Annotated in this window: 22 protein-coding genes and 3 tRNA genes; 20 read left to right on the forward strand and 5 right to left on the reverse strand. The window is 41.8% G+C overall.

The features are described from left to right. Nucleotides 1-8 precede the first annotated feature (8 nt). Both AC4E92_RS04830 and AC4E92_RS04835 read left to right on the forward strand, forming a co-directional pair. Nucleotides 9-923, forward strand: a complete 915-nt coding sequence (locus AC4E92_RS04830; RefSeq protein ID WP_490239463.1) for a hypothetical protein — start codon at nucleotides 9-11, stop codon at nucleotides 921-923. A 13-nt stretch (nucleotides 924-936) separates the two neighbouring features. Next, entirely contained in the window at nucleotides 937-1,491 is a 555-nt protein-coding gene (locus AC4E92_RS04835; protein ID WP_490239464.1) for a hypothetical protein, read from the forward strand. Nucleotide 1,492: 1 nt separating this feature from the next. Here the strand turns inward: AC4E92_RS04835 and AC4E92_RS04840 are convergent, their stop codons facing one another. Then, the gene (locus AC4E92_RS04840; RefSeq protein WP_490239465.1) at nucleotides 1,493-2,596 is read right to left on the reverse strand and encodes an AAA family ATPase; all 1,104 of its coding nucleotides are present in this window, start codon (nucleotides 2,594-2,596) and stop codon (nucleotides 1,493-1,495) included. A gap of 106 nt (nucleotides 2,597-2,702) precedes the next feature. On the opposite strand from AC4E92_RS04840, the gene AC4E92_RS04845 reads away from it, so the two are divergent. The 11 genes from AC4E92_RS04845 (at nucleotide 2,703) to AC4E92_RS04895 (ending at nucleotide 13,422) form a co-directional block, all read left to right on the forward strand. Next, nucleotides 2,703-3,656: a hypothetical protein gene (locus tag AC4E92_RS04845; protein ID WP_490239466.1), complete on the forward strand. Its 954-nt coding sequence runs from the start codon at nucleotides 2,703-2,705 to the stop codon at nucleotides 3,654-3,656. Nucleotides 3,657-3,718: 62 nt separating this feature from the next. Beyond that, nucleotides 3,719-5,863 (forward strand): flagellar hook-length control protein FliK, encoded by a 2,145-nt coding sequence (locus tag AC4E92_RS04850; protein ID WP_490239532.1) that lies wholly within the window; start codon nucleotides 3,719-3,721, stop codon nucleotides 5,861-5,863. After that, nucleotides 5,847-6,515: a flagellar hook assembly protein FlgD gene (locus AC4E92_RS04855; RefSeq protein ID WP_490239467.1), complete on the forward strand. Its 669-nt coding sequence runs from the start codon at nucleotides 5,847-5,849 to the stop codon at nucleotides 6,513-6,515. The genes AC4E92_RS04850 and AC4E92_RS04855 overlap by 17 nt, the downstream gene beginning before the upstream one ends. Then, nucleotides 6,512-8,398 (forward strand): flagellar hook protein FlgE, encoded by a 1,887-nt coding sequence (locus tag AC4E92_RS04860; RefSeq protein ID WP_490239468.1) that lies wholly within the window; start codon nucleotides 6,512-6,514, stop codon nucleotides 8,396-8,398. Before AC4E92_RS04855 ends, AC4E92_RS04860 begins: the two co-directional genes overlap by 4 nt. Before the next feature lie 11 nt (nucleotides 8,399-8,409). Further along, nucleotides 8,410-8,637, forward strand: a complete 228-nt coding sequence (locus AC4E92_RS04865; RefSeq protein WP_490239469.1) for a flagellar FlbD family protein — start codon at nucleotides 8,410-8,412, stop codon at nucleotides 8,635-8,637. Next, nucleotides 8,638-9,426: a motility protein A gene (locus tag AC4E92_RS04870; RefSeq protein ID WP_490239470.1), complete on the forward strand. Its 789-nt coding sequence runs from the start codon at nucleotides 8,638-8,640 to the stop codon at nucleotides 9,424-9,426. Continuing rightward, entirely contained in the window at nucleotides 9,426-10,295 is an 870-nt protein-coding gene (locus AC4E92_RS04875) for a flagellar motor protein MotB (RefSeq protein WP_490239471.1), read from the forward strand. Before AC4E92_RS04870 ends, AC4E92_RS04875 begins: the two co-directional genes overlap by 1 nt. A gap of 8 nt (nucleotides 10,296-10,303) precedes the next feature. Continuing rightward, entirely contained in the window at nucleotides 10,304-10,804 is a 501-nt protein-coding gene (locus tag AC4E92_RS04880; RefSeq protein ID WP_490239472.1) for a flagellar basal body-associated FliL family protein, read from the forward strand. 11 nt (nucleotides 10,805-10,815) lie between these two features. Next, nucleotides 10,816-11,808: a flagellar motor switch protein FliM gene (gene fliM, locus AC4E92_RS04885; protein ID WP_490239473.1), complete on the forward strand. Its 993-nt coding sequence runs from the start codon at nucleotides 10,816-10,818 to the stop codon at nucleotides 11,806-11,808. Beyond that, on the forward strand, nucleotides 11,798-12,826 hold the full coding sequence (gene fliN / locus AC4E92_RS04890) for a flagellar motor switch protein FliN (RefSeq protein WP_490239474.1): 1,029 nt from the start codon (nucleotides 11,798-11,800) through the stop codon (nucleotides 12,824-12,826). Before fliM ends, fliN begins: the two co-directional genes overlap by 11 nt. Beyond that, on the forward strand, nucleotides 12,826-13,422 hold the full coding sequence (locus AC4E92_RS04895; RefSeq protein ID WP_490239475.1) for a hypothetical protein: 597 nt from the start codon (nucleotides 12,826-12,828) through the stop codon (nucleotides 13,420-13,422). The genes fliN and AC4E92_RS04895 overlap by 1 nt, the downstream gene beginning before the upstream one ends. Here the strand turns inward: AC4E92_RS04895 and AC4E92_RS04900 are convergent. Next, entirely contained in the window at nucleotides 13,407-14,153 is a 747-nt protein-coding gene (locus AC4E92_RS04900; protein ID WP_490239476.1) for an MBL fold metallo-hydrolase, read from the reverse strand. The genes AC4E92_RS04895 and AC4E92_RS04900 overlap by 16 nt on opposite strands. Nucleotides 14,154-14,213: 60 nt before the next feature. Here AC4E92_RS04900 and AC4E92_RS04905 point away from each other — a divergent pair, with 60 nt between their 5' ends. The 7 genes from AC4E92_RS04905 to tsaB all read left to right on the forward strand — a co-directional run bounded on the left by AC4E92_RS04905 (nucleotide 14,214) and on the right by tsaB (nucleotide 20,712). After that, nucleotides 14,214-15,218, forward strand: a complete 1,005-nt coding sequence (locus tag AC4E92_RS04905; RefSeq protein WP_490239477.1) for a polysaccharide pyruvyl transferase family protein — start codon at nucleotides 14,214-14,216, stop codon at nucleotides 15,216-15,218. A gap of 47 nt (nucleotides 15,219-15,265) precedes the next feature. Continuing rightward, nucleotides 15,266-15,341, forward strand: a tRNA-Lys gene (locus AC4E92_RS04910). 2 nt (nucleotides 15,342-15,343) lie between these two features. After that, nucleotides 15,344-15,431 (forward strand) — tRNA-Leu (locus AC4E92_RS04915). A gap of 4 nt (nucleotides 15,432-15,435) precedes the next feature. Then, nucleotides 15,436-15,510, forward strand: a tRNA-Gly gene (locus AC4E92_RS04920). 47 nt (nucleotides 15,511-15,557) lie between these two features. Then, on the forward strand, nucleotides 15,558-18,341 hold the full coding sequence (gene uvrA / locus AC4E92_RS04925; protein WP_490239478.1) for an excinuclease ABC subunit UvrA: 2,784 nt from the start codon (nucleotides 15,558-15,560) through the stop codon (nucleotides 18,339-18,341). After that, nucleotides 18,338-20,056, forward strand: coding sequence for a CehA/McbA family metallohydrolase (locus AC4E92_RS04930; protein WP_490239479.1), 1,719 nt, complete (start codon nucleotides 18,338-18,340; stop codon nucleotides 20,054-20,056). Before uvrA ends, AC4E92_RS04930 begins: the two co-directional genes overlap by 4 nt. Next, complete coding sequence (gene tsaB / locus AC4E92_RS04935) at nucleotides 20,053-20,712, forward strand: tRNA (adenosine(37)-N6)-threonylcarbamoyltransferase complex dimerization subunit type 1 TsaB (protein WP_490239480.1); 660 nt, start codon at nucleotides 20,053-20,055, stop codon at nucleotides 20,710-20,712. Before AC4E92_RS04930 ends, tsaB begins: the two co-directional genes overlap by 4 nt. Before the next feature lie 3 nt (nucleotides 20,713-20,715). On the opposite strand, the gene AC4E92_RS04940 is transcribed toward tsaB, so the two are convergent. Genes AC4E92_RS04940 through glmS form a run of 3 tightly spaced genes read right to left on the reverse strand, consistent with a single transcriptional unit; the run spans nucleotide 20,716 to nucleotide 25,106 of the window. After that, complete coding sequence (locus tag AC4E92_RS04940) at nucleotides 20,716-23,088, reverse strand: Lon protease family protein (protein WP_490239481.1); 2,373 nt, start codon at nucleotides 23,086-23,088, stop codon at nucleotides 20,716-20,718. 15 nt (nucleotides 23,089-23,103) lie between these two features. Continuing rightward, complete coding sequence (locus AC4E92_RS04945) at nucleotides 23,104-23,298, reverse strand: FmdB family zinc ribbon protein (RefSeq protein ID WP_490239482.1); 195 nt, start codon at nucleotides 23,296-23,298, stop codon at nucleotides 23,104-23,106. Nucleotides 23,299-23,309: 11 nt separating this feature from the next. Next, nucleotides 23,310-25,106 carry a glutamine--fructose-6-phosphate transaminase (isomerizing) gene (glmS, locus tag AC4E92_RS04950; RefSeq protein WP_490239483.1) on the reverse strand — a complete coding sequence of 599 codons (1,797 nt, stop codon included), beginning with the start codon at nucleotides 25,104-25,106 and terminating at the stop codon, nucleotides 23,310-23,312. Nucleotides 25,107-25,149: the final 43 nt, after the last annotated feature.

Here is a 25,149-nt window from a genome sequence, read left to right on the forward strand (position 1 = left end):
AGTTTTCGATGAGGCTCACTTTAGAAGAGATCAGCTATCTTGGAAAGATGCTCAAAGAAAAGAACGAGATAGGACTTTTTTCAAATATCAATGTTCCATTAAAGGGAGATGAAGAAAAATCTCTGATCAAAAAAGGTGTTCTTGATGAGAAAGGCTTTGTCATTGGAATGGACGAATTTTTGAGAATAATTTCCGTGCCCGAAAGAGTCTGCAGATTTGTGGCGCAGGTCGGTTACATGGTGGTTGAAAAATACAGTTACTGGAAAGACGGCAGGACGGTGCTTGCACAGAACAGCGAAGGTGTTTTTGTCTTTTCCATAGACAGCGATCTGAGAGCTGTCAGGGGTCAGTTGATAGACCTTTACGGCGGCTCAGATCTGAAAACAACAACTGTATCTTTTCAGATGTCCACAGATGAACTGATGACTTTTGCGGCTCTGGTTGACCTTTACAGAAAACAGGAGCTGTTGAGCTATCTTTCTATAGGTCAGCCAAAAGACTCTTTTTCATTTCAGGAACTTGAGCAGTATATCCAAAAACCGATGAAAAATGGTTTTATGAGTTTTTTGCAGAACAACTTCAGCAACTTTTCAAAGACTTTTGATTTAAAAGCGACGGTTTCTGAACTTGTGAAAAAATCTGTTCTGCTTGATAGTGAAGAGTTGAGTTTCAATTTTGAACCGATGATTTTTGCGAAAAACTTCCTTTTGGTTCATTCTGTTTCTCTTCTTGAGGTTTTCAACCTGAAAAACGGCACGATGGCTGTTTCTTCGACGATTTTTCTCAATGCGGGCGTTCATGATGTGCTCAGAATTCAGCTTTTAAATAAAGGTACAGATCTTTCCACAATCACATCAAGACAGCAGATAGACGAGATTGTCTGGGCTCTTGGCTGTCCAGAGCTGACAGCTCAGCAGGATTGAGGAGATGGTTTTGTTGAACGAGAATATTCTGAAATTTTCAGCTTTGAAGGCTTTTTTCAGAATAGTCGGTTTTGGCTTGATTGGTTTTGTGGTTTTCTCAAAACCGTTGAAAGATGTGACGGCTCTGAACGCACTGTTCAGCACAGCGATGGGCATTTTCTTTGGAGGTGCGTACAGGCTGTTTTTGATCTGGTTTTTGAAGCCATTCAACAGAGATCTGAAGGAAAAGTACGGGAAAAAGGCTGTCAAAAAAGCCTTGGAGAATGGGCTTGTGTATATCTTTCCGTTCTCACTGATCGCGTTTTTTTCAAGGTTTGTGCTTGGAATATCGATTGCAACGGCACTGTTTTCAAGTGCACTGCTCATAAGTGCGTTTTCTGGTGCAAATTCCATAAATTCACTGAGAGAAAAACCGCGTGCTTCTAACATAGTCGTTGCTTTCATAATAAGCTTTGTCTTTTCGACTGCCTGGATTTATTATTCGTCGTTTGCATCAAAAATTCCAGAGTACACAGAAAGCGGTATAAAACTTCTGTACATGTTTTTGACCGGTGCTTTTAAAATTTAAATTAATGCCGATCTAAGAGCGCTCTTTGAATCATCGGATCACTTATGCTGTAGAGTTTTTTCCCTTCTTGATAGCTGATCTGTAAAAATTCCATTTTTTGAAGCGAAGTGAGAATGTTGCTGAGCGTTTGATCTGTTATGGAACCAAATCGGGCTGTGATGACATCCTTTATCTGACTGAAAGTTTCCGCACCGGAGCAAACGGCTTTCAGTACAAATATGTAGTTTTCAGATCTCAGCCTGAGTGAATCAAGCTCTTTTTTAACCATCTCTATGGCTGATTTCTCCGTTTCTCTCAGGGCATTTTCCCAATTTCTGGTTGTATAGACTACATGTCCATACATTGAAAGATAGCCTGTGATTCCATCCAGCAAATCAACAGCTTTTTCGATCTTTTCAATCACTGGTTCTATGCCAACTTGTTTGAATCCTTCAACAAGAAACTGTATGGATTGAAATCTTTCAAATCTTTCAAGTGATACTTCGTGGACGTATCTTCCAAAAAGCGGTGAATTCGCATCCTGTAAGTTCAAAAAATCGTGCAACACACCAACTTCCGAACCTGTCAGTACAACGATTATATTCTCGAGATTGTCGTATATGTGTGCCATTAGATTGAGCAGGTCTTTTCCACCTCTGCCGTAAAATCTCAGCACCTGAGCTTCATCAAAAGCGATGAACAGTTTTGAATTCTTCTTTTTCATTGCCTGGTTTATCAGCTCAAGATAATCAGATAAACAAAGATCTTTCTGGAGTTTTTCGAAGTTGAGCTCAACACCGCTCAGATTTATTTTTGTGAGCACTTTGAAGATCGATTTGTTTTTTTGGAGAATATTCTCAAGCTCAGACATGAGTTTTTTCTCAAAAGAAATCCTGTCGAATTTGTTTATCTTTTCATAGATTCTGCAATCTATGAAAACTGCTGAGTTTCCCTGATCTTTCATCTGGTTGAGAAAGACTTTCAGCACAGATGTCTTACCTATTCTTCTTACACCGGTTATGAGAATTATTCTGCCTGTTTTTGAGTACTCAACGAGTCTGGACAGTTCTTTTTCACGATCATAAAGATTTTCCCTACAGCTCTTTGGCGTCAATGAAAAGTACATAACTCAACCCCCTTTGAGTAACTCAACCCCGTTTGAGTAATTATACCATTTCCATTTTAGGAGTACTCACTCGATATGCAGAAAGATTTTCTCAGGAGGGTAATATTTGGCGGAAAAGCAAAAAAAGAAAGGCAGAATGAAAGCCTTTTTGAAAGTCATTATCATAGCTATTTTCGTGAGCTTCACGGTACTCGTGTACGGCTACTTTGTTTTTGAATACAATAGAATAAAAGGTCTTGCCACAAATCCAATTGAAGATTGGAAAAGTTATTTTGCTTTTCTCCTTTCCAGGATTCCTTATGTGAACAAATACGTGAAGTACGAACCACTTGAGATACTCTCACCCTGGGAGTACTTTCAGGACATATCAAAAACAGCTTCTTTGAGAGCACAGCAAATACTCGAAGAAGCCAAAAAAGCAAAATCACAGACCGATGAACAGATGAAATTACTCCAGGAACAGAGAAAAGTGATTTTGCAGATGAGAAAAAGCTGGGAAGATAAACTGCTTCAGGTTGAAATGGATTTGAAGAGGTTGCAAAACCCCGAGGATATCAAAAAAATAAGCGAGACGATTTCCAGTGCTGATCCAGCGGCAATTGCCCCTGTTCTGGCTAACGATGCGTACACGGTTGATTCCATAGCCGCGGCTCTGACAAACCTCTCATCTGATCTGAGAGCGGATGTTTTGGCTGAGCTTGGAAAGATAAACCCGGCAAAGGCGGCGCAGGTCATGAGTAAAATAGCCTCTGTTGAGGAAATTATCAAGAATCTGCAAGAAAAACAAAAACAACTGGATGAAAGACAAAAACAGTTAATAAGCGAGATGTCTTCACTGATCGATGCAAAAATCATCAAAGACCTTTCAGTGGAATTCTTAAACCAGTTCACGGATGAACAAATACTGCAGATGATAGATTCGCTCACACTGGATGAAAATTCCTTGATGGTGATACTCTCAGCTCTCAAAGAAGAAAGATCAAAAGAACTGCTGAAAAAGTTGAAAGATCAAAAGCCAGAACTGTTTCAAAAATTGGTGTTAAAGGGGGTGAACCTATAACAATTCGACCAGCCTCCAATGATGAATTCACAGAACAAAAGCCGGTAAAATCATCAAATTTGGTGTCTTTTGCGACCATCCTGCAGTTGGTCAAGACCAGGATGCAGCAGGGAAACATAACAGATTTTGTCAAAGTGAACGATTCCAGCCAGACAGCCAGTAAGGATTCTAAATCCACCGTTCAGCCAACTTCAGCCAAGGTACAGTTGCCAGATCAGAAAAATAACCCGCAAAAACTCGAGCTGCCTGTTCAGTCGCTTTTTGAAAGCAGGCAGACCTCTGATAAGAAAGAGCTGTTGGAAAATCAAACGGTCAAATCAGATCAACAAAGCCTTACAAAGTCAGATCAAATGAACGACAAACCTTCTCTAAACATGCAAAATCAAAAAGATTTTCAGACTCTCAAAAAAGTCGTTGAACACACCGCTCAAACCAGCCAGGATCTTCAAAATACCATAAACACACAACAAAAGACCATAAACACGCAAAACCAGAAAATTCAAGCTAACGAGAATATTCAAAGTACTATAAAACTGACAGAAAAAAAGACTGCGAGCACGCAGGATCAAAAAGTTCAAACCCAAGATATTCAAAAAGGTATTGTAAAACCAGCAGAACAAAAAGCTGCCAGCACACAAAACCAAAAAACTCAAGTTGAAAACTTTCAAAATACCATAAACACAGAACAAAAGACCACAAATGCAAAAAATCAAAAAAATTTCCAGACTGACCAGAATCTTCAAAATACCATAAGCACAGAACAAAAAACTATAAACACACAAAACCAGAAAACTCAGGCTAACGAGGATATTCAAAGTACCGTAAAACTGACAGAAAAAAAGACTGCGAGCACGCAGGATCAAAAAGTTCAAACCCAAGATATTCAAAAAGGCATTGTAAAACCAGCAGAACAAAAAGCTGCCAGTACACAAAGCCAAAAAACTCAAATTGAAAACTTTCAAAATACCCTGAACACAGAACAAAAGGCCACAAATGCAAAAAATCAAAAAAATTTCCAGACTGACCAGAATTTTCAAAATACCATAAACACAGAACAAAAAACTGTGAGTACACAGAAACAGGTGAATGAAACTGCATTTTTGCAGGACAAAGTGCACACATCTGTGCAGGATGTGCCTGTGAAACCTGCTGTGCAAAAAACCGATACACAGCAGGAAAACCAGGCAAAGAACGTGGATGGCAAATGGGATAAGATCGTTTTGCAGGTTGATGTAAAACCCGTTCAGGAGCAAAAAAATAAAGGATCAGGGCAAACAAAATCTGTTGAAACTCACGATCAACTTGGGATAAAAAGCGTCATTGATTATCCTGTTTCAAATGTTCAGACAGCGGCTGAAAGCACCCAGAAACTGAAAAACCTTTCAACACAGAACATTTCGCACGGTGTACTTGCTGAAAATGTAGTATCGAGTAAAAAGTCAGATCGATCAATCCAGCCTCAGACGTCTGTGACAGTCAGGCAAGCTCAGCTCATCGTTAAAAATGCGATTGTTCAGATTAGAGACAGCACCAGTGAATTCACGCAGTTCAGGCAGATCAAAAGGGAACTGCCAGATCAACTCAAGACATCTCAGCCGATAAAGATAGAGAACTTCAAACTCGAGATAGCAAGAGATCTGAAAAAAGAAACAGCTCAGATCATTCAGCAGCCGCAGATGGAAAAATTAGAGCAAACTGAACAGGTTAAAGAGCTTTTGAATACAAAACTTGCCCATAAGACATACGAAAATGAAAATGAAAAGATACCGCAGAACCATCAGCAACTGGACAAAAGCATCGATTCTGTAATAGTGCGTGTGGAACAGGAACAAAAGAGTTCCAATATCCAGACCATCGCTGAAACGATAAAACAGATGCAGGATGGCTTAACGCAGAAGGCAACAGTGGATCTGACACCGCCAAATCTTGGAAAGGTTGAGATTGAAATTGTTAAACAGCAGGATAAACTGTTGATCACCCTGAAAGTTGCAACAGATGAAACCAGAGAAATGCTCGAGAAGAGCTCCAAAGACCTCATCTCAAGGTTGAACACACTTGGTTTCAAAGTTGAGCAGGTAGAAGTGAAGATATCGCAGAAAACACAAGAAGATCAATTGAGCAAAGATCAACAACAGGATAGTCAGCATGAAAAAAGACAGAAAAAGCAACAGCAAAAGGAGGTGAATGAAGATGATCAACGCGATTGATTATTCTTATTCAAATTACACAACAACTCAAAGAACGGCAAGCAATAAACTGGACAAACAGGCTTTTCTGCTTTTGTTGATCACCGAGCTGAAAAACCAGAACCCGCTTGATCCGATGGATAACAAAGATTTCATCGCTCAGCTCACACAATTTTCTACGCTGGAACAGATAACGAACATGACACAATCCATACAGGATTTTCTGGCACTTCAGAAGGGAGCGCTTCAGGCTCAGTCCGCATCGTTGATAGGAAAATACGCCGTTGTCCAGACAAACCAGATAGCCGTGAAAAACGGTTCGGCAGAGAGCATAGTCTTTGAATTGGACCAAGCCGCACCTGTGGTTGTACGTATCTACGATTCAAACGGGAATCTGGTGAAAGAAGCCACTTCAGGTTCTCTTGATGCGGGAGCACATGCATACGTATGGGATGCAAGAGACAACAGCGGCTTGCCTGTGCCGGATGGTACTTACAGCTATACTGTTTCAAAAATCAACCCGGACGGCAGTGAAACAGAGATAGGTGGAGTGGAAAGCGGAAAGATAGAGTCGGTGAAATTCAAAAACAACCAGATCTATGTGTACATAAACTCCAAAGAATATCCGCTTGCTTCAATCGTTGAAATTTTACAGGAGGGTGATAACACATGATGCGATCTATGTTCAGCGGTGTTGCTGGAATGAAAAATTTCCAGTACGAGATCGATGTTGTCGGCAACAACATAGCAAATGTGAACACAGTGGGTTTTAAAGGGTCCCGTGTCACCTTTCAAACGGCGCTTTCTCAAACTCTAAAAGCCGCGAGAAGTCCTCAGAACAACATAGGCGGTACGAATGCAATTCAAATTGGTCTGGGATCACAGCTTGCCACGATTGATAAAATAATGTCTCAGGGCTCTTTCGAAAACACCGGAAATAAAACAGATCTTGCCATTCAGGGTGATGGGTTTTTCGTTTTGAGCAACGGCTCTCAGTACTATTACACTCGAGCTGGATCGCTGACCGTTGACTCAAATGGTACACTTATACAGAGTTCCACCGGCTTTAAAGTTCAGGGCTGGAGAGCAATACAGGATCCAGCCACCGGTACAAGATATGTCGACACCAACAGACCAATTGGAGATATCATAATAAGCGCCGGAATGACAATGCCCGCAAATGCGACGACCAACGCGGCAATGGGAGGAAATCTCAGTTCTTCTGTTGGACCAACACCATTCTCAATGACAGTTACCGATAAAGATGGAAATGAACATTCTGTGAGATTTGTCTTTTCAAAAACCGACGGTGATTTCGTCAGACAGACAGATCCATTTTCAACCAAACAGAGCTACACATGGACAGCTTATGATAAGAACAACAATGTTTTAGCCATAGGATACATAGTCATGAACCAGTACGGTAATGTAGATGAATCTGGAGTTTACAGATCATTAAATGCCACAGCTACTGCAGATGGTCAGCTCACGCAAGGTGATATACAATCAGGTACTGTTCCAAATGATGGAGATTATTATACAGTTGTGCTTGACGAAAATGGCAAAGTGATTTACAGTGGCAGTGTACAAGTAACTGGTGGAAATTTCACAATAAGCGATAGTGATATTGTTAAGGATAAGGAATATACTATAATTTTTTCAGCTGGTGATGAATTCACCGTTGCTGATGGTGCAAATATCTCAATTCCAACAGCCGGTGAAGCGAGGTTTTATGAATCAGACAATCCATCAAATTACAACGTGCTTTCTTATTCAAGTCCAAAGTACGTAACAGCAGTTCAGATGTATGACTCACTTGGTAATCCCTATTCAGTCTATCTGGAGTTCACAAGAATAGGTGAATTTGGTGATATGAAAAACGCCTGGGTGTGGAGAGCTTATACGGCAAGCGGTGAGCCAATAACATATCTTGATGCAAACAGCCAGAGCGGTGATGGAACAAACGATTATGTTGGTGGAATTATCAACTTCAACGAATCTGGAAGAATCAGCGGCATGTATGGAATTACATGGGATGGCAATAGCCTTACAGTTGGTAATACCGAACTTAGAACGATCAGTTTTTCTGCATCTCACCGCGGTGATAGCAATGTTACTGCGACAATTGATTTTTCTTCACTGACTCAGTTTTCTGGAAGTAATTCTGCTGCTTTTACTTATCAAAATGGCAACGCGCTTGGAACACTTCAGTCTTTTGCAATAAACGAAAATGGTGAAATCATAGGAACATTCAGTAACGGCTTGACAGATATTCTTGGTCAGATAGCTCTTGCAGTTTTCAACAACCCGGCAGGTCTTACAGACATAGGTAATTCTCTGTACACTGTATCTTCAAACAGCGGTCTTGCACAGATTGGAACTGCTGGAAGCGGAGGAAGAGGTACACTGATACCGGGTGCTCTTGAAATGTCAAATGTTGATCTTGCAGAAGAATTCACAAAGATGATCATAGCCCAGCGTGGCTTTCAGGCGAATGCAAGGGTGATAACAACGGCAGATACGATCCTGGGTGAACTTGTCGCGTTGAGAAGATAAGGTGATATTGAATGATATGGCTCACGCACTTACGTGGTAGGCAATTTGTTTTGAACGCCGAGATGATCGAATCGATTGAAGCATTGCCAGACACGACTATCACGCTGTTCAACGGCAGAAAGTACATAGTTCAGGAAAGAGTCGAAGAAGTTATTTCAAAGGTGATAGAATACAAAAAGCAGGCATATCCTGTGCTTGATCTTCTAAAATACTTACCTCATCAGCAGGTAGGTGATTAGATGGATATTTCGACAATACTTGGAATTGGTCTGGCATTTGGAATGATCGCTTTTGGAATTATCTCAAACCAGTCTTCTTTGATGACCTACTACAATTTGCCATCGCTTTTCATAACAGTTGGTGGAGCACTGGCTTCCACCATCGCTTCACATCCAAAAGAGAAGAGTTTTAAGATCATTCAGGTCATGCTGTCAACTGTTAAGGAACCAAAGGTCGACAACATAGGACTTGTCAGAACACTCGTGTCTTTTTCAGAAAAGGCACGGCGTGAAGGGTTGCTGTCCTTAGAAGAAAACCTGAACGAGATAGATGATCCGTTCATGAAAAAAGCAGTCCAGCTTGTGATCGATGGAACAGATCCAGATCTTTTGAGAAGTATGATGGAAACAGAGATGGATTTGATTGAGGAAGATTTTGCGGCGGAAAAAGCCCTGATGGATTCTGCCGGAGCTTTTGCACCGGCTTATGGAATGATCGGAACACTCATAGGTTTGATAGCCATGCTCAAGACCTTGAACAACCCTGAAACACTTGGACCTGGTATGTCTGTTGCATTGATAACGACTTTTTATGGCTCCATTCTTTCAAACAGTATATTTTTGCCGATGGGAGAAAAAATAGGACGCAGAGCCACCAAAATTTTGAGACAAAAACAGATGATTTTAGAGGGTGTTCTTTCAATTCAAGCAGGAGAAAACCCAAGAGTCCTGGAAGAAAAACTCAAATCGTTCTTGAGCATTCAGGAAAAGGCAGCTTATGAAGCGGCTACTGGGGAGGCAACCGCTTAATGCCAAGAAGAAAAAAACAACCTGAGGCGCCAAAAGGTAGCTGGCTCACAACATACGGCGATATGGTGACCCTGCTTTTGACTTTTTTCGTTTTGCTGTTTTCAATGGCTACCATAAGTCCCGGGAAGTTTCAACAGGTGGCGGTTGGAATAAGATCGGCTTTGACAGGTATGCCTCCAAGTGTTTTAACAGGTGGAAAAAGTCTTTCAGAAGAGCCACTGATAACTTCCCAGAGGGGAGTGTATCAGGAACTGATAAGGATTGCCGAAGAGTACAAAGGCAAGATAACCATTCAGGAAAGGGATGAAGGAACAGTTATAATCATGCAGGACATGGCATTTTTCGCACCAGGTACGGCGAAATTGACCACAGAAGCGAAAGAATTGTTGGGGCGAATTGGTTCAATTGTGATAGAGCACACAACTAATGTTCTTCAGATTTATGGCTATACTGATGATCAACCTGTTTTAGAAGATTCTATCTACGCATCCAACTGGCATTTGAGCACGGCAAGGGCATCGAGTGTTGTACAGTTTTTCACAGAAGAGCTGAAAAAGCGCAGGTCCATAGAAAGATTGGCAGATATCAGATCGGGCAGGTTTGATCCAGAGTATTTCTACGACCAGCAAAGATTCTATCCAATAGGTATGGGAGAATGGCCGATAAAAAAAGAGATAGAAGCACTGCAAAATTATATAGACAGTGAAAAACAACTTGCCGCAATGAAGTATCAACAGGGTCAAATCGATCAGAAAACATACGATCAGACTCTGGCTGATTTGAGCAGTCAGTACTCAAAGCGATTGGTGCAGTTGAGAAATGAGTATAGAAGGATTGATATACTTATAAAAAGAGAAAAGGCAAAGTAGGTGATTATATGGCAGAAGAAGAAGAAAAGAAAAAAAGAAATCTTGGTGGTTTGTTGATGATGATTCTCATTCCAGCCGTCGTCGCTGTTGGGGCGACGATAGCGACTGTAATGATTCTTGGCACGAATTTGACTCCAAAAAAAGACCAAACCGCAACGGCAACAACTCCTGTTGAAATAAAGGCTGTTCTCATACAACCTGGAACCTACACAACCTTTATGCTAAAAGGTGGTAAGGATGTAGTGGTGATCGATTCGCTGACCTTCACGGTGGCAAGCGATGCCTGCAGGGCAGAAATTGCAAACAAGAATGATCAAATTATGGACGGCTTGATGCTCATTTTTCTCAGTAAGGAAAAATCTGAACTGAACACAGCCGCCGGCATCGAACTTCTTAAAAAGCAAATCAGAGCGATGGTGAATGAAATTACAGGTTTTACCGGAGACAAGGAAAGACTTGGCGTGGTTGGAGTTTACCTTTATATCAAAGCCATCAGTTCTGTTGAATGAGGGGTGATGGCGTGACAGATGTTCTGAGCCAAGAAGAAATAGATAGGCTTTTGCAGGCAGTCAGTTCCGGTGAAGTATCGATAGAAGAGATCAAAAAAGAAGAGGAAAAAAAGGTAAAACCATACGATTTTAGAAGACCAAGCAAGTTTTCCAAAGAGCACATCAGAGTCTTTGATATGATCCATGAAAACTTCGCAAGATCTGTTTCTACATATCTTTCCGGAAGAGTTCGAACTTTCACAAATATCAATCTTGCAAGTATAGATCAAATATCATACGAAGAATTCATAAGGTCTCTACCAACACCATCTTTCATAGTGGTGTTCACTGCACCTGAATTTGTCGGAAATGCAATTATGGAGATGAATCTTGAGGTTTTCTACACAATACTGGATCTGATTCTGGGTGGTCCAGGTATTCCGCACGTGAAACGCACACCGTCGGATATAGAGACATCCATAATGAGAAAAGAGATCATCAACATACTGACCAATCTCGCTCAAGCCTGGAGTGAAGTTTACCACTTTGTCCCGAGTATTGAGAGTATTGAAAACAATCCCCAGTTTGTGCAGATCGCTCCTCCAAACGAAATGGTACTCCTGGTGTCTTTATTTGTTACCATAGGCAAAACAGAGGGGTTTCTGAACGTGTGCTGGCCCTCTTCACTGACAGAACCTTTCATGGATAGGTTGACCTCAAGAAGCTGGTTTACCACAAAACGCGAACAAATCTCCGAGAAAATGATTGAGGATTTAAAGCAAAATATCAAAACAATGAATGTGACTCTGTCGGCGATCCTGGGTGAAACCACGTTGACCGTAAAAGAGATACTGGATCTTGAAGTGGGCGATGTAATAAGATTGAAAACGCATAAAGATGACCAGATAGTGGTTGAAGTACAGCAAAAGGCAAAGTTCATGGCTCAACCGGGAACTTTCAAGGGACACAGAGCTGTGAAAGTAACCAAAATTCTAAAGCCGGAGGTGGAAGAAGATGAACAGTGACTTTCTCACGCAGGATGAGCTGAACGAACTTTTAAAGAACCTGAGTGAGGATCTCAGCGAAGATGATAAAAAGAAAGTAATTGAGATATGTGATACGATAATGAATTCGTCTGTTGTGGCGCTTGGAATTGTAATTGGCAGAGAAGTGAAATTTTCCCTAAAAGAGATATCAAGCAAAGCGTTGAAAGATCTGCTCGAATCTATTCAGGAAGACATGGTCAGCGCTGAAATAGAATTTGCCGATGGAGTAAAAGGTGATCTTCTATTTCTGTTCCCACAGTCCCTTGGTGCTCGCATAGCCGATATGATGATGGGTGGTTCAGGTGAGCCAGAGAGCTTTGAACTGGATGAAGTGAGAATCAGTGCGATAACAGAGACTATGAATCAAATGATGGGTGCTGCAACTACTTCACTCTCAGAGAAGACAAAGAAAAAAGTATCAATTGCAAACATGAAGGTCAATCTTTTGAAAAAAGGCTCCGAACCACAGCTGGTTTTCAACCCGGCGCAGATATTAACATGTGTCACTTATGATGTTGAAATTGAAAATGGCAAATCTTCAACGATGTTTTTACTATCAACGCTGTCGTTTTTCAAGGATATCTACGAAACCATCCATCCTCAAATTCAAAAAAGTGAGCCGGCTAAGCCAAAGAAAGAAGAGGCGAAGGTTAAGGTACAGCCAGTTCAGTTTCAGGAGCTCAGTCAGCAGCAGAGCACAGTTACACCATCATCGGAGCTTTCAGGTAAATTGGAGTTGCTCTTAGATGTACCTTTAAAGGTTGTGGTCGAACTTGGACGCGCTAAGATGACTCTAAAACAGGTTCTTGAGATGAATATTGGTTCTTTAATAGAACTTGACAAGCTCACCGGCGAACCGGTCGATATACTGGTCAACGGCAGGCTCATAGCAAGAGGAGAGGTTGTTGTAATCGATGAGAATTTTGGTGTTAGAATAACAGAGATAGTCAGTCCAAAACAGAGGATATATTCTATAAGGGAGACGAACGGCGTCTGATGAGAAAAACAGTGGTATTTGTAATATCGTTTTTCGCACTGACAGTTATCGCAAATCCCGTTCTGGATCTTGTTGAGAACATAGCCGGTGTTAGAGATATTTTCGTTGAATTTGAACTGTTGATGCGTGTAAAAAACCAGGAAAAGTTTCAGGAATCTTCTATCAGCGGCGATCTTGCCATAAGAAACCTTGAAGACTTTTATTTATTGATAAAAGAACCATCTGTCATTTCTCAGCTGTCTTTTGCATACATCTCCAGAACCAAACGACTCTATTCCGCATTTCCCGGATATCTGGACATGGAAAATATAGAGGTACCCATAACCAATTTCATAGAGTTTTTTCAGAATATTTTGAAAATAATACAAACGCCGGTCGTAGTAACCAGTTTCGATGGTGATACCGTAACAGTAAGCCCGACTGCTCTTGTTGCTGGAAAATCCAAGGACCCTGTTGTTTTCAAAATGAAAATAAAAAATGGCTTTATTCAGGAACTAATGATAACCAGTAAGGATGAAAGCGAATACATAAAGGTGAAGATCAACAAAATGTCTTTAAATGCTGATGTTGATAAGTACTTTTACTTTGCACGCTGAACCATCAGATTCTCAAGCCCCCAGGAAAACAGTTCCGGGAACCCCCTTTTTGAGAAATTCTGGTCGGATAATATCTCTGCGTAGGTAATAGTTCCTTCAACAAGGCGCTGAATTTTTGTGAGATACTTTATCATCAGATCTAAACAGCTTTTGTCGGAGAAATTTCCATGACCGGGTATGATCAGATCAGCCCTGTATTTTTTCAGCTCTTCAAGGGCATTCAACCACAGTTCCAGATCGCTGTCCTGTACAATTTCAGCATGAAAACCGTTGAAGACAAGATCACCGGTTATTAAGATTCTCTCCTGTTCGAAGAACACTATCGAAGAATCTGGCGTATGCCCACCCACTCTTTTGATCAGTACCTGATCCTGCCTGTATTCGTCTTCGAATGTGACTGAAGCCGGTACAAGTTTGCCGGACAAAGGTAGGTCTTTCAGGTACTGTTCGTCCATGAGCATCATTTTTTCGCGCGTCAGGCTTGAAGAAATTATTTGTTTGTCCTGGAAAACAAGATTGCCGAAGGTGTGATCGGGATGATAATGTGTGTTCACCAAAAAGAGAATATCTTTCTTGAGCAAGTTCTCAACAAACTCACGAATCTTCTGAGATTTTTCTGCGAACAACGATGTATCTACAATGATTGCGCCTTTTGGCTGTACAACCACAACGACATTTGCAGATCCTTCCGCACCTATAACAAAAACCCTTTCATTGATCTTTTGAATCATCAAAATCCTCCCATTTGGTATAATCTCAATGTATCATTCTTCGGAGAGGGATGTTTTTCCTTGAAAAGCGCTTTAGTTTTTGGATACTACGGATACGATAACCTTGGAGATGAACTGCTCTGCCAGGCAACCATTGATTTACTCAGAAAAGCTCGCTTTGACAGAGTGTATCTTCTTGTCCCAAAACACAGAATAAAAGACTACAAACAAAAATATGTTCATCCTGTCAACAGGTTTGATCCTATAAGTATTCTTAATGCCATACTGCACTCTGATTATGTGATATGCGGTGGAGGAGGCATATTTCAGGATCAAACAAGTCTGAGGAGTTTTGTTTATTATTCTTCGATAGTGATACTCTCGACACTGCTCGGTAAACCAGTGATACTGCTTGCTAACAGCATAGGTCCAATCAAGCGAAAGTTTTCAAGTAAGATCCTCAGGCACATGCTTTCTCATAGGAAGGTTTTTTTCATACCGAGGGACGGCGTCAGCGCAAGGTATGCCAGAAGGTTCAGCAAAAACGTCTACGAGGGGACAGATCTGGCTGTTATGGCGCTTGAAAAGATCCCAAATGGTTTTGAGAAAAAACGCCAGGTGGCTTTCTGCTTGAAATCATCAATAGAGCTTTCTGAAATACTGAATTTTCTCAAATACATGGGAATTGAAAAATTCGTTCTGGCACCGCTCAGTCCGCAGGATGAAAAGCTTTCCATTGATCTTTTGAAAAAATATCCAGAACTTGAACTGTCCAATGACCCAATTGGCACCATAGCTTCTTCTTCGATGGTGATTTCTCAAAGAATGCATGGCTGTCTTATCTCGGCGTATTTTGGAGTGCCGTTCATTGCCATGAACAATTCAAAGGCAACAAGATTCATGAGAAAGTACCTGCCCAAGTACGAAGGGTATGTCAGTGAAGAGACAGGCAGTATAATCATAGCGATCTCAAAATTGATTGAAAAGCCAATAGATATCAGAGAAAAACTGCTTTTGGATTCACAGAAAATGGAAGAAGAGTTTATGAAACTGTTAAAACTTCCCAGACATCGATTTGGTACTTGAAAAATATAAAGCGGTATGATATCATCAAAATGCACTGTCGCTTGGACGACCCGCTAGCTCAGCCGGAAGAGCACCTGACTTTTAATCAGGGGGTCCCGGGTTCGAGTCCCGGGCGGGTCACCAGAGCGAGAGTGGCGGAACTGGCAGACGCGCTGGACTTAGAATCCAGTGGACGATGAGTTCGTGTGGGTTCAAGTCCCACCTCTCGCACCAGATTGCGGGCGTAGCTCAGCGGTAGAGCGTCTGCTTGCCAAGCAGAAGGTCGCGGGTTCGAAACCCGTCGCCCGCTCCAAAAGATGCCCCCCAGAGCTTGGGGGGTTTTTCTTGATGAGGTGAGAAATGCTCGATTTCATAAAAATCAAAGGGGCGCGTGTACACAACCTCAAAAATGTCTGTGTTCAGATCCCGAAGAATAAAATAACAGTAGTTACTGGCTTGTCTGGATCTGGAAAGTCAACTCTTGCAATGGATACGATTTATGCCGAAGGTCAGAGAAGGTACCTTGAATCACTGTCGACTTATGCACGGCAATTTCTTGGAGAGCTGAAAAAACCGGATGTTGATTCCATTGAAGGTCTTTCTCCTGCGATTGCAATTGACCAGAAAAGCATTTCTCACAACCCCAGATCCACCGTTGGCACGACCACTGAGGTCTACGATTATTTAAGGGTTCTTTTTTCAAAAATAGGCGAGCCGCACTGCCCTTCATGCGGTAGACCCGTTGAAAAAAAAGACGTAGATCAAATCGTGAAAGATCTGTTTACAAAATTCAAACCAAAGACGAGGCTGTACATACTCTCTCCTGTGGTTACAGATAAAAAAGGTACTTTCAAAAAGGAATTCTCCACATATCTTTCCAAAGGCTTTGTGAGAGCAGAGGTCGATGGCCAAATAGTGAGACTTGAGCAGATCGATGAACTTGACAAAAACAAAAGACACACCATAAAACTGGTGATCGACAGGCTCGAATTGAGCGAAGATGAAAGGCACAGGATCGCCGATGATATAGAAATAGCCTTTCGAGAAAGTTCCGGTTTTGTCCAGATAAGAGATGCCGATTCAAATGAAGAATTGATTTTCAGCCAGCACATGATGTGTCCCGTGTGCAACATAGGCCTTCCTGAGATAAACCCAAAACTCTTCTCCTTCAACAACCCTTACGGGGCGTGCCCAAATTGCCACGGGCTCGGGTATAATCTTCAAATCGATCCACAACTGGTTGTTGATGAAAGATTGAGTATTGATCAGGGTGCAATAATACCGTATCACAGCGATGGATATTATCTTTCGTATGTGAAAAGGCTGGTTCATGCGCTTGGGGGTTCTACCAGTGTGCCGTTTAAAGATTTGCCGCAACATGTTCAGGAAGCAGTCCTTTATGGATATGGAGATTTTGAAGGTATTGTCAACAATCTGGAAAGACGTTACAGAGAAACAGAGTCAGAAGATATCAAAGAATGGATTGAACGCAAATTCATCGTACAGAGAACCTGTCCTGTCTGTGGTGGTAAGAAACTCAAACCAGAAGCTCTGGCAGTCACGATAAAAGGTATGAACATAATCGATTTTACACAGATGACGATAGAGAAGGCTTACGAATTCATCTCAAACCTTCAGGCATCCTTTACAGAAAGAGAGCAGAAAATCGTTGGTGAGCTTGTGGAAGAAATTAAAAAACGTCTTCGCTTCATGCTGGATGTGGGACTGGGTTATCTGACGCTTTCAAGGACTGTGAATACCCTTTCTGGTGGAGAGGCTCAGAGAATCAGGCTTGCCACACAGATTGGTTCAGGTCTCACAGGAGTGACTTATGTGCTCGATGAACCAACTATCGGTCTGCATCAGAGAGATAACATCAGACTGATAAATACACTGAAAAAACTGAGAGACCTTGGTAATACCGTGATCGTAGTTGAACACGACGAAGAGGTCATCAGAAATGCCGATTATATAGTAGATCTGGGACCACTTGGTGGTGAAAACGGCGGTCAGGTCGTCTATTCTGGTCCTGTGGATGGTTTGCTGAACAATCCTGATGGTTCTTTAACGGGACAGTATCTATCTGGCTTGAAAAGGATAGATTATCCCAAGGTGCGCCGAACGGGCAATGGTAAGAAGCTCAGGATTGTCGGTGCAAAGCACAATAATTTGAAAAATATAACAATAGAAATTCCACTCGGGACATTTGTGTGTGTAACGGGTGTCTCTGGTTCGGGAAAGTCTTCACTCATACTCGACACACTCTATCCAGCTCTTATGAATGAAATCTACAAAACAAGGTTGCCAGTTGGTGCACATGAAAAAATCGAGGGCATAGAAAACATAGACAAAGTAATAGCCATAGATCAATCACCAATAGGCAGGACACCCAGAAGCAACCCCGCGACATACACCAAAGTCTTCGACGATATTAGGGAACTCTTTGCTATGACCCCTGAGGCAAAGGCAAGGGGTTATGACAAAAGCAGATTCAGTTTCAATTTGAAAGGTGGCAGATGCGAAGCCTGTCAGGGACATGGATTTGTGAGAATTGAAATGCTTTTTTTGCCTGATGTGTATGTCGAATGCGAAGTCTGCAAAGGCAGACGGTACAACGAAGAAACACTGCAGGTGAGGTATAAAGGAAAGAATATACATGAAGTTCTGCAGATGTCTGTCGATGAGGCACTGGAGTTTTTCAGAAATGTTCCACACATTTTTCGTACTCTGAATTTGCTCTCAGAAGTGGGACTTGGTTATATAAAACTCGGTCAGCCTGCCACGACTCTTTCCGGAGGAGAATCTCAGAGAGTAAAACTCGCTTCAGAGTTGAAAAAAATTGCCACCGGCAGAACGATTTACATACTCGACGAGCCGACGGTGGGACTGCATTTTGAAGACGTCAAGAAATTGATCGCGGTTTTGCATAGACTGGTCGACAAAGGTAATACCGTCATAGTGATCGAGCACAATTTGGATGTCATCAAAAATGCAGATTATGTGATCGATCTTGGTCCGGAAGGTGGAGACGAGGGCGGTTATCTGATCGCATACGGAACACCAGAGCAGGTTGCAAAAGTCAGTTCTTCCCACACTGGAAGGTTTCTGAGTGAGATTCTGAAGAAAGATGAGGTGATAGGATGAGAAAATCACTCACATTTCTTTTTCTGCTCGGCTGTCTGGTGATTTTTTCTTACAATTTTTATTTTGCCAACATCCACGCACATACAGGTTTTTCAGATGGTCGGGGCACACCTGCTGAAGCTTATAGTTATGCAAAAAAATACGTCAATGTTCAGGGCTTGACAGATCATGCTTATTACTTCAGACAGACTGTTAATGGTATGGACAAACTTTTTTTGACAAAATCAACTGCCCAGCAGATAACGGAAAATGGAAAATTCGTTGCTCTGTGGGGGTTTGAATGGACCGGTGGTGTTGGGCACATAAATGTTTATGGAACAGAGAAGTGGACAGATAGAAATGAATCCGATCTGAAAGCTCTTTATAAATGGATTGTTCAAAATAATGCGCTTGCTCAGTTTAACCACCCCGGTGCGACCTACGGCAATTTTTATGATTTTGACTACGATCTTGAGGCAGATCAATACATAAATCTCATCGAAGTGGGCAACGGTAATACCTCAAACAGGACAATAACCAAGGAAATGTATTCAAATTACAAACTGGCATTGAATAAAGGATGGCATGTGGGAGCGACGGCTAATCAGGACAATCACAGAGACAACTGGGGCTCTGCAAACGATACCAGAACTGTTATAGTCGCAGATTCGCTTACATACGAATCCATCATGGATGCTTTGAAAAACAGACGGGTATATGCCAGCGAAGATAAAACTGCAAAAGTGACTTTCAAATGCAACGGTCAGTGGATGGGCTCGATTCTAAAAGACGCAACTCAACTGGTTTTCGAGATTGAACTGCAGGATGATGAACCTTTTCTTGAAGCAACTCTGGTCTCTCAGAGTGGGGATGTGAAAAGCTGGAAGATAAATTCAAACCAGTTCAAGACACAGTACACCTGTGAACCTACCGATGGCTACGAGTGGTATTTCTTGTACGTGATTCAGAAAGACTACGATGAGATCATCACTGCTCCAATCTGGGTTCAGCACGGTGATGTTTACGTGGTTAATCTGAGAGCAAATTCTCAAGAAAGCAAAGCTGATGTGTATTTTGATCTGATAAACAGCTCTTATGAATCCACTCAATGTGATCTTCAAATCTATGTGTCTGATCAGGTTCAGTCTTTAAAAACTCCTGTTGATACTCGAACAAAAAAGGAAATCAAAGTTCACTTTGACAATTTAACTTCAGGAACTTATTGTGTAACTGTCTTTCTAAATGGTCAAAAGGCGCAAACAGGTCTGATAGAGGTGAAGGCAAATTCTGTAACGATAGATCTATCACATGAGAACGCATACCAGAATTTCTGGAAATCTGTGGGAGAATATCTTGAAAAACAGGGGTTTGAGATCAAGTACAGTTCGACGTACTTCAAGAAAGTTCCAGCCACTTACTGCATTTTTTTGGCTCTTCCAAAAAAAGATGGCTTTGCTGAGTCGATGGCTTTGAATGATTTTGAAATAGATAATCTTGTCTCTTATTATCAAAACGGCGGTAAGATCGTCTTTGTGGCTTTATCCGATTCCACAGTGCATGAGAGCTACAACAAACTCTTGGAAAGACTTTCAACAAAAGTGAGATTTGTGCAGACAGATAGGGTTCTGTTCAAAGTGGAAGATCTACTTTTCGACAGATACATTGATAATTCAATCTTTTTCATATCATGCCAGCAGCCAGATGATTTACTCAAATTCATCGGAGGAAGGTTATGAGAATATTCGCACTCGACACCTCCTCAGAAAGACTGGTGCTGTGTTACGCAGACGAACAGGACATTTTAACTCTCACTTACAGAGGTGTGGAAAGACACGCAAGTAAGCTTGCACCTATTGTGAAGGACTTTCTCAACTGTGCGGGCAGACCTATTGAAAGCATAGATTATTTCGGATGCGGCGTTGGACCAGGCAGCCTGACCGGCATCAGAATAGGACTGGCATTCATTCAGGGCATGGCTTGTTCTCTTTCTAAGTACGTCGTGCCGGTTGTTTCCTTTGAACTTGTTGCGGCTAATTTTTCTTACCACCATGGCGAGGTGGTAATTGTCAAAAAGGCAAGAGAAGATTATGTGTACTTTGCATACTACAAAAACGGTGAACAGATAGCAGCACCAGCCGTTATGGAAATCAGCAGTGCGGTGAATTTTATAAAAAATCTAAAAGATCCCATCTTAGCCGGAGATGCAAAGCATTACTTTAAAGACTTGGGGAAAGTATGCCCTGATGAGCTTGAAGGTATAAACGGAGAAGTTCTTGCAAAAACAGTGCTTGCCAGAGCAAGAGACAAAATGGTTATAGAGCCAAAGGAGCTTGAACCGCTGTATCTGCAAAAATCCATAGCGGAGATGAATTTCGAGAAAAAACAGTGCTGAAACTCATTTTCTTTTTCTTTTTATTTTTCTTTTTTCACCTTTACCTTCAGCAAGTTCCTTGGCTTTTTTAAGTGCTCTGACAACCAGATCGTTTACTGATCCACGCTGATAGGCACCTGAACGGGTTATCTTACCGGCTTTTCTGCCTGTCAGAATCTCTATGGCTTGGTCTACATGTTCAACTGCCCAGATGTGAAATAGTCCTTTTTGTATATCACTGAGAACTTCTTCTTTGAGCACCAAGTTTTTCAAATTGGCTTTTGGTATGATCACTCCCTGACTTCCCGTCAACCCTCGCAATCTGCATGCCCTGTGAAAACCTTCGACCTTCTCGGTAACTCCACCAACCGGTTGCACTTCTCCATGCTGATTCATAGAGCCAGTCACGGCTATCTGCTGATCAACAGGTACTCTGGCAATAGCACTTATGAGTGCTACAACTTCTGCCACAGATGCACTATCTCCCTCGACTATTCCATACACCTGTTCAAAGCTCAACGAAGCACTTATGGATAGTGGTACATACTGTGCATAACGCTCACCGAAAAATCCTTCTATTGTCAGAACGGCTTTGCTGTGGACTTTGCCGCTTAAATCTGATTCTCTTTGTATGTCAACGACACCGGGTTTACCAAGATGAACTCTTGCCGTTATTTTCACGGGAATTCCAAAGCTGTGATCTAAAAGGTCAAAAACTGTCAAGCCATTGACCTGACCTATCTTCTTTCCAGTTGTTTCAACCATTAAATCGTGCGATTTTATCTGGGCATCGTACTTGGTCTGGATCAAATTGACTCTCTCTTCCATCTGATCTATCGCTCTTTTAACATCTTCTTCGCGGACAAATTTTTCGTTGCGCTGTGAAGCTATACTGCATGACTCTCTTATCAATCCGCTTATTTCTCCAAACCGAACGGAGAGTTTTTCTCTGTCTGATGCGAGTCTTGAGGAATACCACAGTACTCTTTCGATAGCCTTTCTTTCCAGATGAGATAGTTGATATCGACAGCACGTTGATGAAATAAAACCAAGGTATTTTTTGACATTTTCTTCATTGGCATCGATTTCCCAGTCGAACTCGCTTTTTACCCTGAAGAGCTTTCTTACATCCTCATCATAGGTGTACATCAGATAATAGAGCCTTGGAGAGGCAATCAGAAAAACTTTGATGTTCAGCGGTATTGGCTGTGGTCTGAGAGAGACTATGTTTGAAAATCCAAGTGCGCTTTCCAGGTTTTCTATACCGATCTCTTCAGAAAGCAATGCCCTTTTGAGGTACTCCCAAGCGTACGGGTTTTTCAACAAACTCTCCGCTTCGAGTATCAAAAATCCACCGTTTGCTCTGTGTAATGCACCGGCTTTTATGAATGTGAAATCGGTGAATAACATTCCACCCCTGCTGTAATACTCAACTTTTCCTGCCAGATTGGAGTAGGTTGGATTTCTTTCATACACCACCGGCGCACCCGTGGTGTTTGAGTTATCCACTATCAAATTCACCGAATATCTTTTTTTGTAAAGCTGTCTGATTTCAGATTCTTCACTTCTCAGATCGTTCAGATTGTTCAATACATCATTTTCAACATCTGTAAGGTACTGAAATACATCGTAATTCGATTCATACTGCTTGCGAATCTCATCAAAAAGTGCTCCAATCGTGAAAAGTGCGGCGTATCTGTCCAGCTCTTTGAGTTTTTCTTTGTACTCCCGGTCGAGTTTCCTTGATCTGTACAGAGTACCTTCTATGATATGCTTGAGCTTTCTACTGTTTTCGTTGAAAGCCTGTTTTACGTCTTCGGGCAGTGAATCGAGGACTTCCTGGGTAACAGGTTTACCATCGTAGATTGGGACACTCACGACACCAGTGGGAGTTAGCTGAACCGAAAAACCAAGTTCTCTGGCTTTTTGCTGTAGATTCTCCCACAGTTGAGTCTTCTGGTTCATATAATCGTCTTCCAGTTCCGATTTCTTGGCTGCGTAATCTTCGCTTTCGAATATTTTTTCGAGTGATTCGATCACTTCTTCCGATAATTTCTGCATATCCGATTTAAATTGTTGACCTTTTCCCGGCTCGAGTGAGATGGCTTTTGGTTCGGATGGGTTTGAAAAGTTGTAGACATATACCCAGTCTCTGGGAGTAGGCATTTTCAGGGCTTCTTTTTCAAGAAATGAGGTTACAAAACTTCTTCTGCCAGTTCCGGGTATACCAACCACAAAGACGTTGAATCCTTTTTCGTTTATCTTCAGAGCTTCTTCAACGGCTTTTTTTGCTTTTTCCTGTCCTATGAATCCTTCCACCGGTTCGAGCTCAGCGCTCGTGGAAAAATCTGGCAGGTACGGGCATTTGTAAACAAGATCCTGATAATCTACTTTCATCTATTTTCACTCCCATCAGGAACATCCACTGCAGCCCGAACAGCCTTTGGATGAACAAGAAGAGCCAGTGGAACCTTTTATCTGAATTTTTGGCAGTTGCTTTGTCATTTTTTTGCCACATTCAGGGCACTGTGGGTCTTTGTCTTTCATGCTCATGAGCATTTTGTACTCTTTTTTGCAGTTTTCACAGTAATAACGATAAATAGGCACAGTTCACCACCTCAATCGACTGTTATCGTCTTTGAAAGATTTCTTGGAAGATCCGGGTTTCTTCCATACTTAATCGAAAGATGATAGGCAAAAAGCTGCAGCGGTACCACAGATGCAAAAGGCGACAGATACCATGGACAATCCGGATATTCTATGATCTTTGTCGCGTTTGAGAAGATTTCTTCAGATTTGTTGCTCAGTACTATTGCGGCACCTTTTCGGCATGTCACTTCGTTTATGTGAGAGATAATTATGTTTGCCTGTGAGCTGTGTGTCACAAAAAAGACCGGATAATCCTCACTGACCGATGAAAGTGGTCCATGTTTGAATTCCGATGAAAAGATCCCTTCAATGTGATTGTACACAACTTCTTTTATTTTCAAAGCACCTTCAAGGGCGATTCCATGGGTGATACCATATCCAAGCATGTACGAGTTTGAAAAATCCATTTGCGAATTGATCAGGTCCTGTATTTGGGCTTGGCTCATCTGCAGTGCCTTTCTGACCAGATCTGGAAGGATTTTTAAATCTCTCATATACTGATCGTCGAAGCTCATTTTAGAAGCAAGGTAATACAGAACCACGAGCTGATTCATGAAGGTTTTGGTTGCCGGAACGGAGATCTCCAGTTCGCAGCACAGCGGTATATTCAAAAGACTTCTCATCATGACAGTCGAGCCTGTCACATTTACAATCGACAGAACAGTTGTTTTCCCTTCGATGGTATTGAGTACGTTGATTATGTCCTTTGTTTCTCCGCTCTGTGATATGAGGACGACAACATCTTCCTGACCGACGGAATCTGCGTAGTTTTCTATGAACCTTCCTGCCTGGCATGGCACTGCGACCTTTCTTGATAGTTTATTGAACAGGTAACTTCCAACCAGAGCCGCATGGTATGAACTACCCGCTCCAACCAGGAATATGTATCTTGCCTTTGCAAGAATGTTCACATACCGCGCAAGATCCATGTCGAACTTTAGAAATTCAATCAACGCGGAGATTCTCTCTGGCTGTTCGTAGATCTCTTTTATCATGTAATGATCGTAGTTGAGCTTCGAAGTTGCTTCGGAAGATATGTCCATTATCTGAGGTTCTCTTTGGATCAGTTTTCCTGTTTTGATGTTGCGGATGGTAAAACTGTCCCAGGTGAACTCGACATATTCACCATCCTGCAAAGGCACTATTCTTCTTGTCAAAGGAATGATCGAAGGTAGATCTGAGGAAGCACAAACAAAATCTTTTCCAATTCCTAAATACAGCGATGATCCGCGCTTGATGCAGTACATTTTGTCATCATCGGCGCGCGTGATTACACAGGCAAAATCACCTTTCAGTAATTCTGCCGCCTTTTCAATTGCTATGTTCATATCTCTGTACTGATCATAAAATTTTTCTATCGCATGAACAACTATTTCGCCGTCGTTCTCACTTCTAATTGTGTGCCCTTCTTCAGCGAAGATTTTTCTGAGTTGAACGGTATTCACGATATTACCGTTGTGAGCTCCAACCATGTCTTTGTCGCAATCATAGTGGGGCTGTGCGTTTTTCGCGGACGGTACGCCAAAAGTAGCCCATCTCAACTGAGCTATTCCTTTGAAGCCTTTCAATTCTTTAAAATTCAGTCTTTCACTTACTTCATCAACTATTCCAACATCCTTACGAAGATCTGTCTTTCCATCCAGAGTGATTGAACAAACACCAACAGAGTCGTAGCCTCTGTAAACCAGCCTCTGTGCGGCATCGGTCAGAATTTTTCCAAGGTCTTCTCTCTGCTCTTTGTAAATGATTCCAAAAACTCCGCACACATTCTTCGCCTCCCATGCCAAGATATAGTATACTGTTTTTTGG

Origin of the sequence: Pseudothermotoga sp., assembly GCF_031962025.1 — a bacterium.
Lineage (GTDB): Bacteria > Thermotogota > Thermotogae > Thermotogales > DSM-5069 > Pseudothermotoga_B.

What these genes read in the sequence shown, in the direction of transcription:
- uvrA (WP_490239478.1), top strand. Translation starts at nt 15,558, where the DNA reads ATGCTCGATTTCATAAAAATCAAAGGGGCGCGTGTACACAACCTCAAA.
- AC4E92_RS04880 (WP_490239472.1), top strand. Translation starts at nt 10,304, where the DNA reads ATGGCAGAAGAAGAAGAAAAGAAAAAAAGAAATCTTGGTGGTTTGTTG.
- AC4E92_RS04895 (WP_490239475.1), top strand. Translation starts at nt 12,826, where the DNA reads ATGAGAAAAACAGTGGTATTTGTAATATCGTTTTTCGCACTGACAGTT.
- AC4E92_RS04940 (WP_490239481.1), bottom strand. Translation starts at nt 23,088, where the DNA reads ATGAAAGTAGATTATCAGGATCTTGTTTACAAATGCCCGTACCTGCCA.
- AC4E92_RS04930 (WP_490239479.1), top strand. Translation starts at nt 18,338, where the DNA reads ATGAGAAAATCACTCACATTTCTTTTTCTGCTCGGCTGTCTGGTGATT.
- AC4E92_RS04840 (WP_490239465.1), bottom strand. Translation starts at nt 2,596, where the DNA reads ATGTACTTTTCATTGACGCCAAAGAGCTGTAGGGAAAATCTTTATGAT.
- AC4E92_RS04900 (WP_490239476.1), bottom strand. Translation starts at nt 14,153, where the DNA reads ATGATTCAAAAGATCAATGAAAGGGTTTTTGTTATAGGTGCGGAAGGA.
- AC4E92_RS04830 (WP_490239463.1), top strand. Translation starts at nt 9, where the DNA reads ATGAGGCTCACTTTAGAAGAGATCAGCTATCTTGGAAAGATGCTCAAA.
- AC4E92_RS04860 (WP_490239468.1), top strand. Translation starts at nt 6,512, where the DNA reads ATGATGCGATCTATGTTCAGCGGTGTTGCTGGAATGAAAAATTTCCAG.
- AC4E92_RS04865 (WP_490239469.1), top strand. Translation starts at nt 8,410, where the DNA reads ATGATATGGCTCACGCACTTACGTGGTAGGCAATTTGTTTTGAACGCC.
- AC4E92_RS04875 (WP_490239471.1), top strand. Translation starts at nt 9,426, where the DNA reads ATGCCAAGAAGAAAAAAACAACCTGAGGCGCCAAAAGGTAGCTGGCTC.
- fliN (WP_490239474.1), top strand. Translation starts at nt 11,798, where the DNA reads ATGAACAGTGACTTTCTCACGCAGGATGAGCTGAACGAACTTTTAAAG.
- AC4E92_RS04855 (WP_490239467.1), top strand. Translation starts at nt 5,847, where the DNA reads ATGATCAACGCGATTGATTATTCTTATTCAAATTACACAACAACTCAA.
- tsaB (WP_490239480.1), top strand. Translation starts at nt 20,053, where the DNA reads ATGAGAATATTCGCACTCGACACCTCCTCAGAAAGACTGGTGCTGTGT.
- AC4E92_RS04870 (WP_490239470.1), top strand. Translation starts at nt 8,638, where the DNA reads ATGGATATTTCGACAATACTTGGAATTGGTCTGGCATTTGGAATGATC.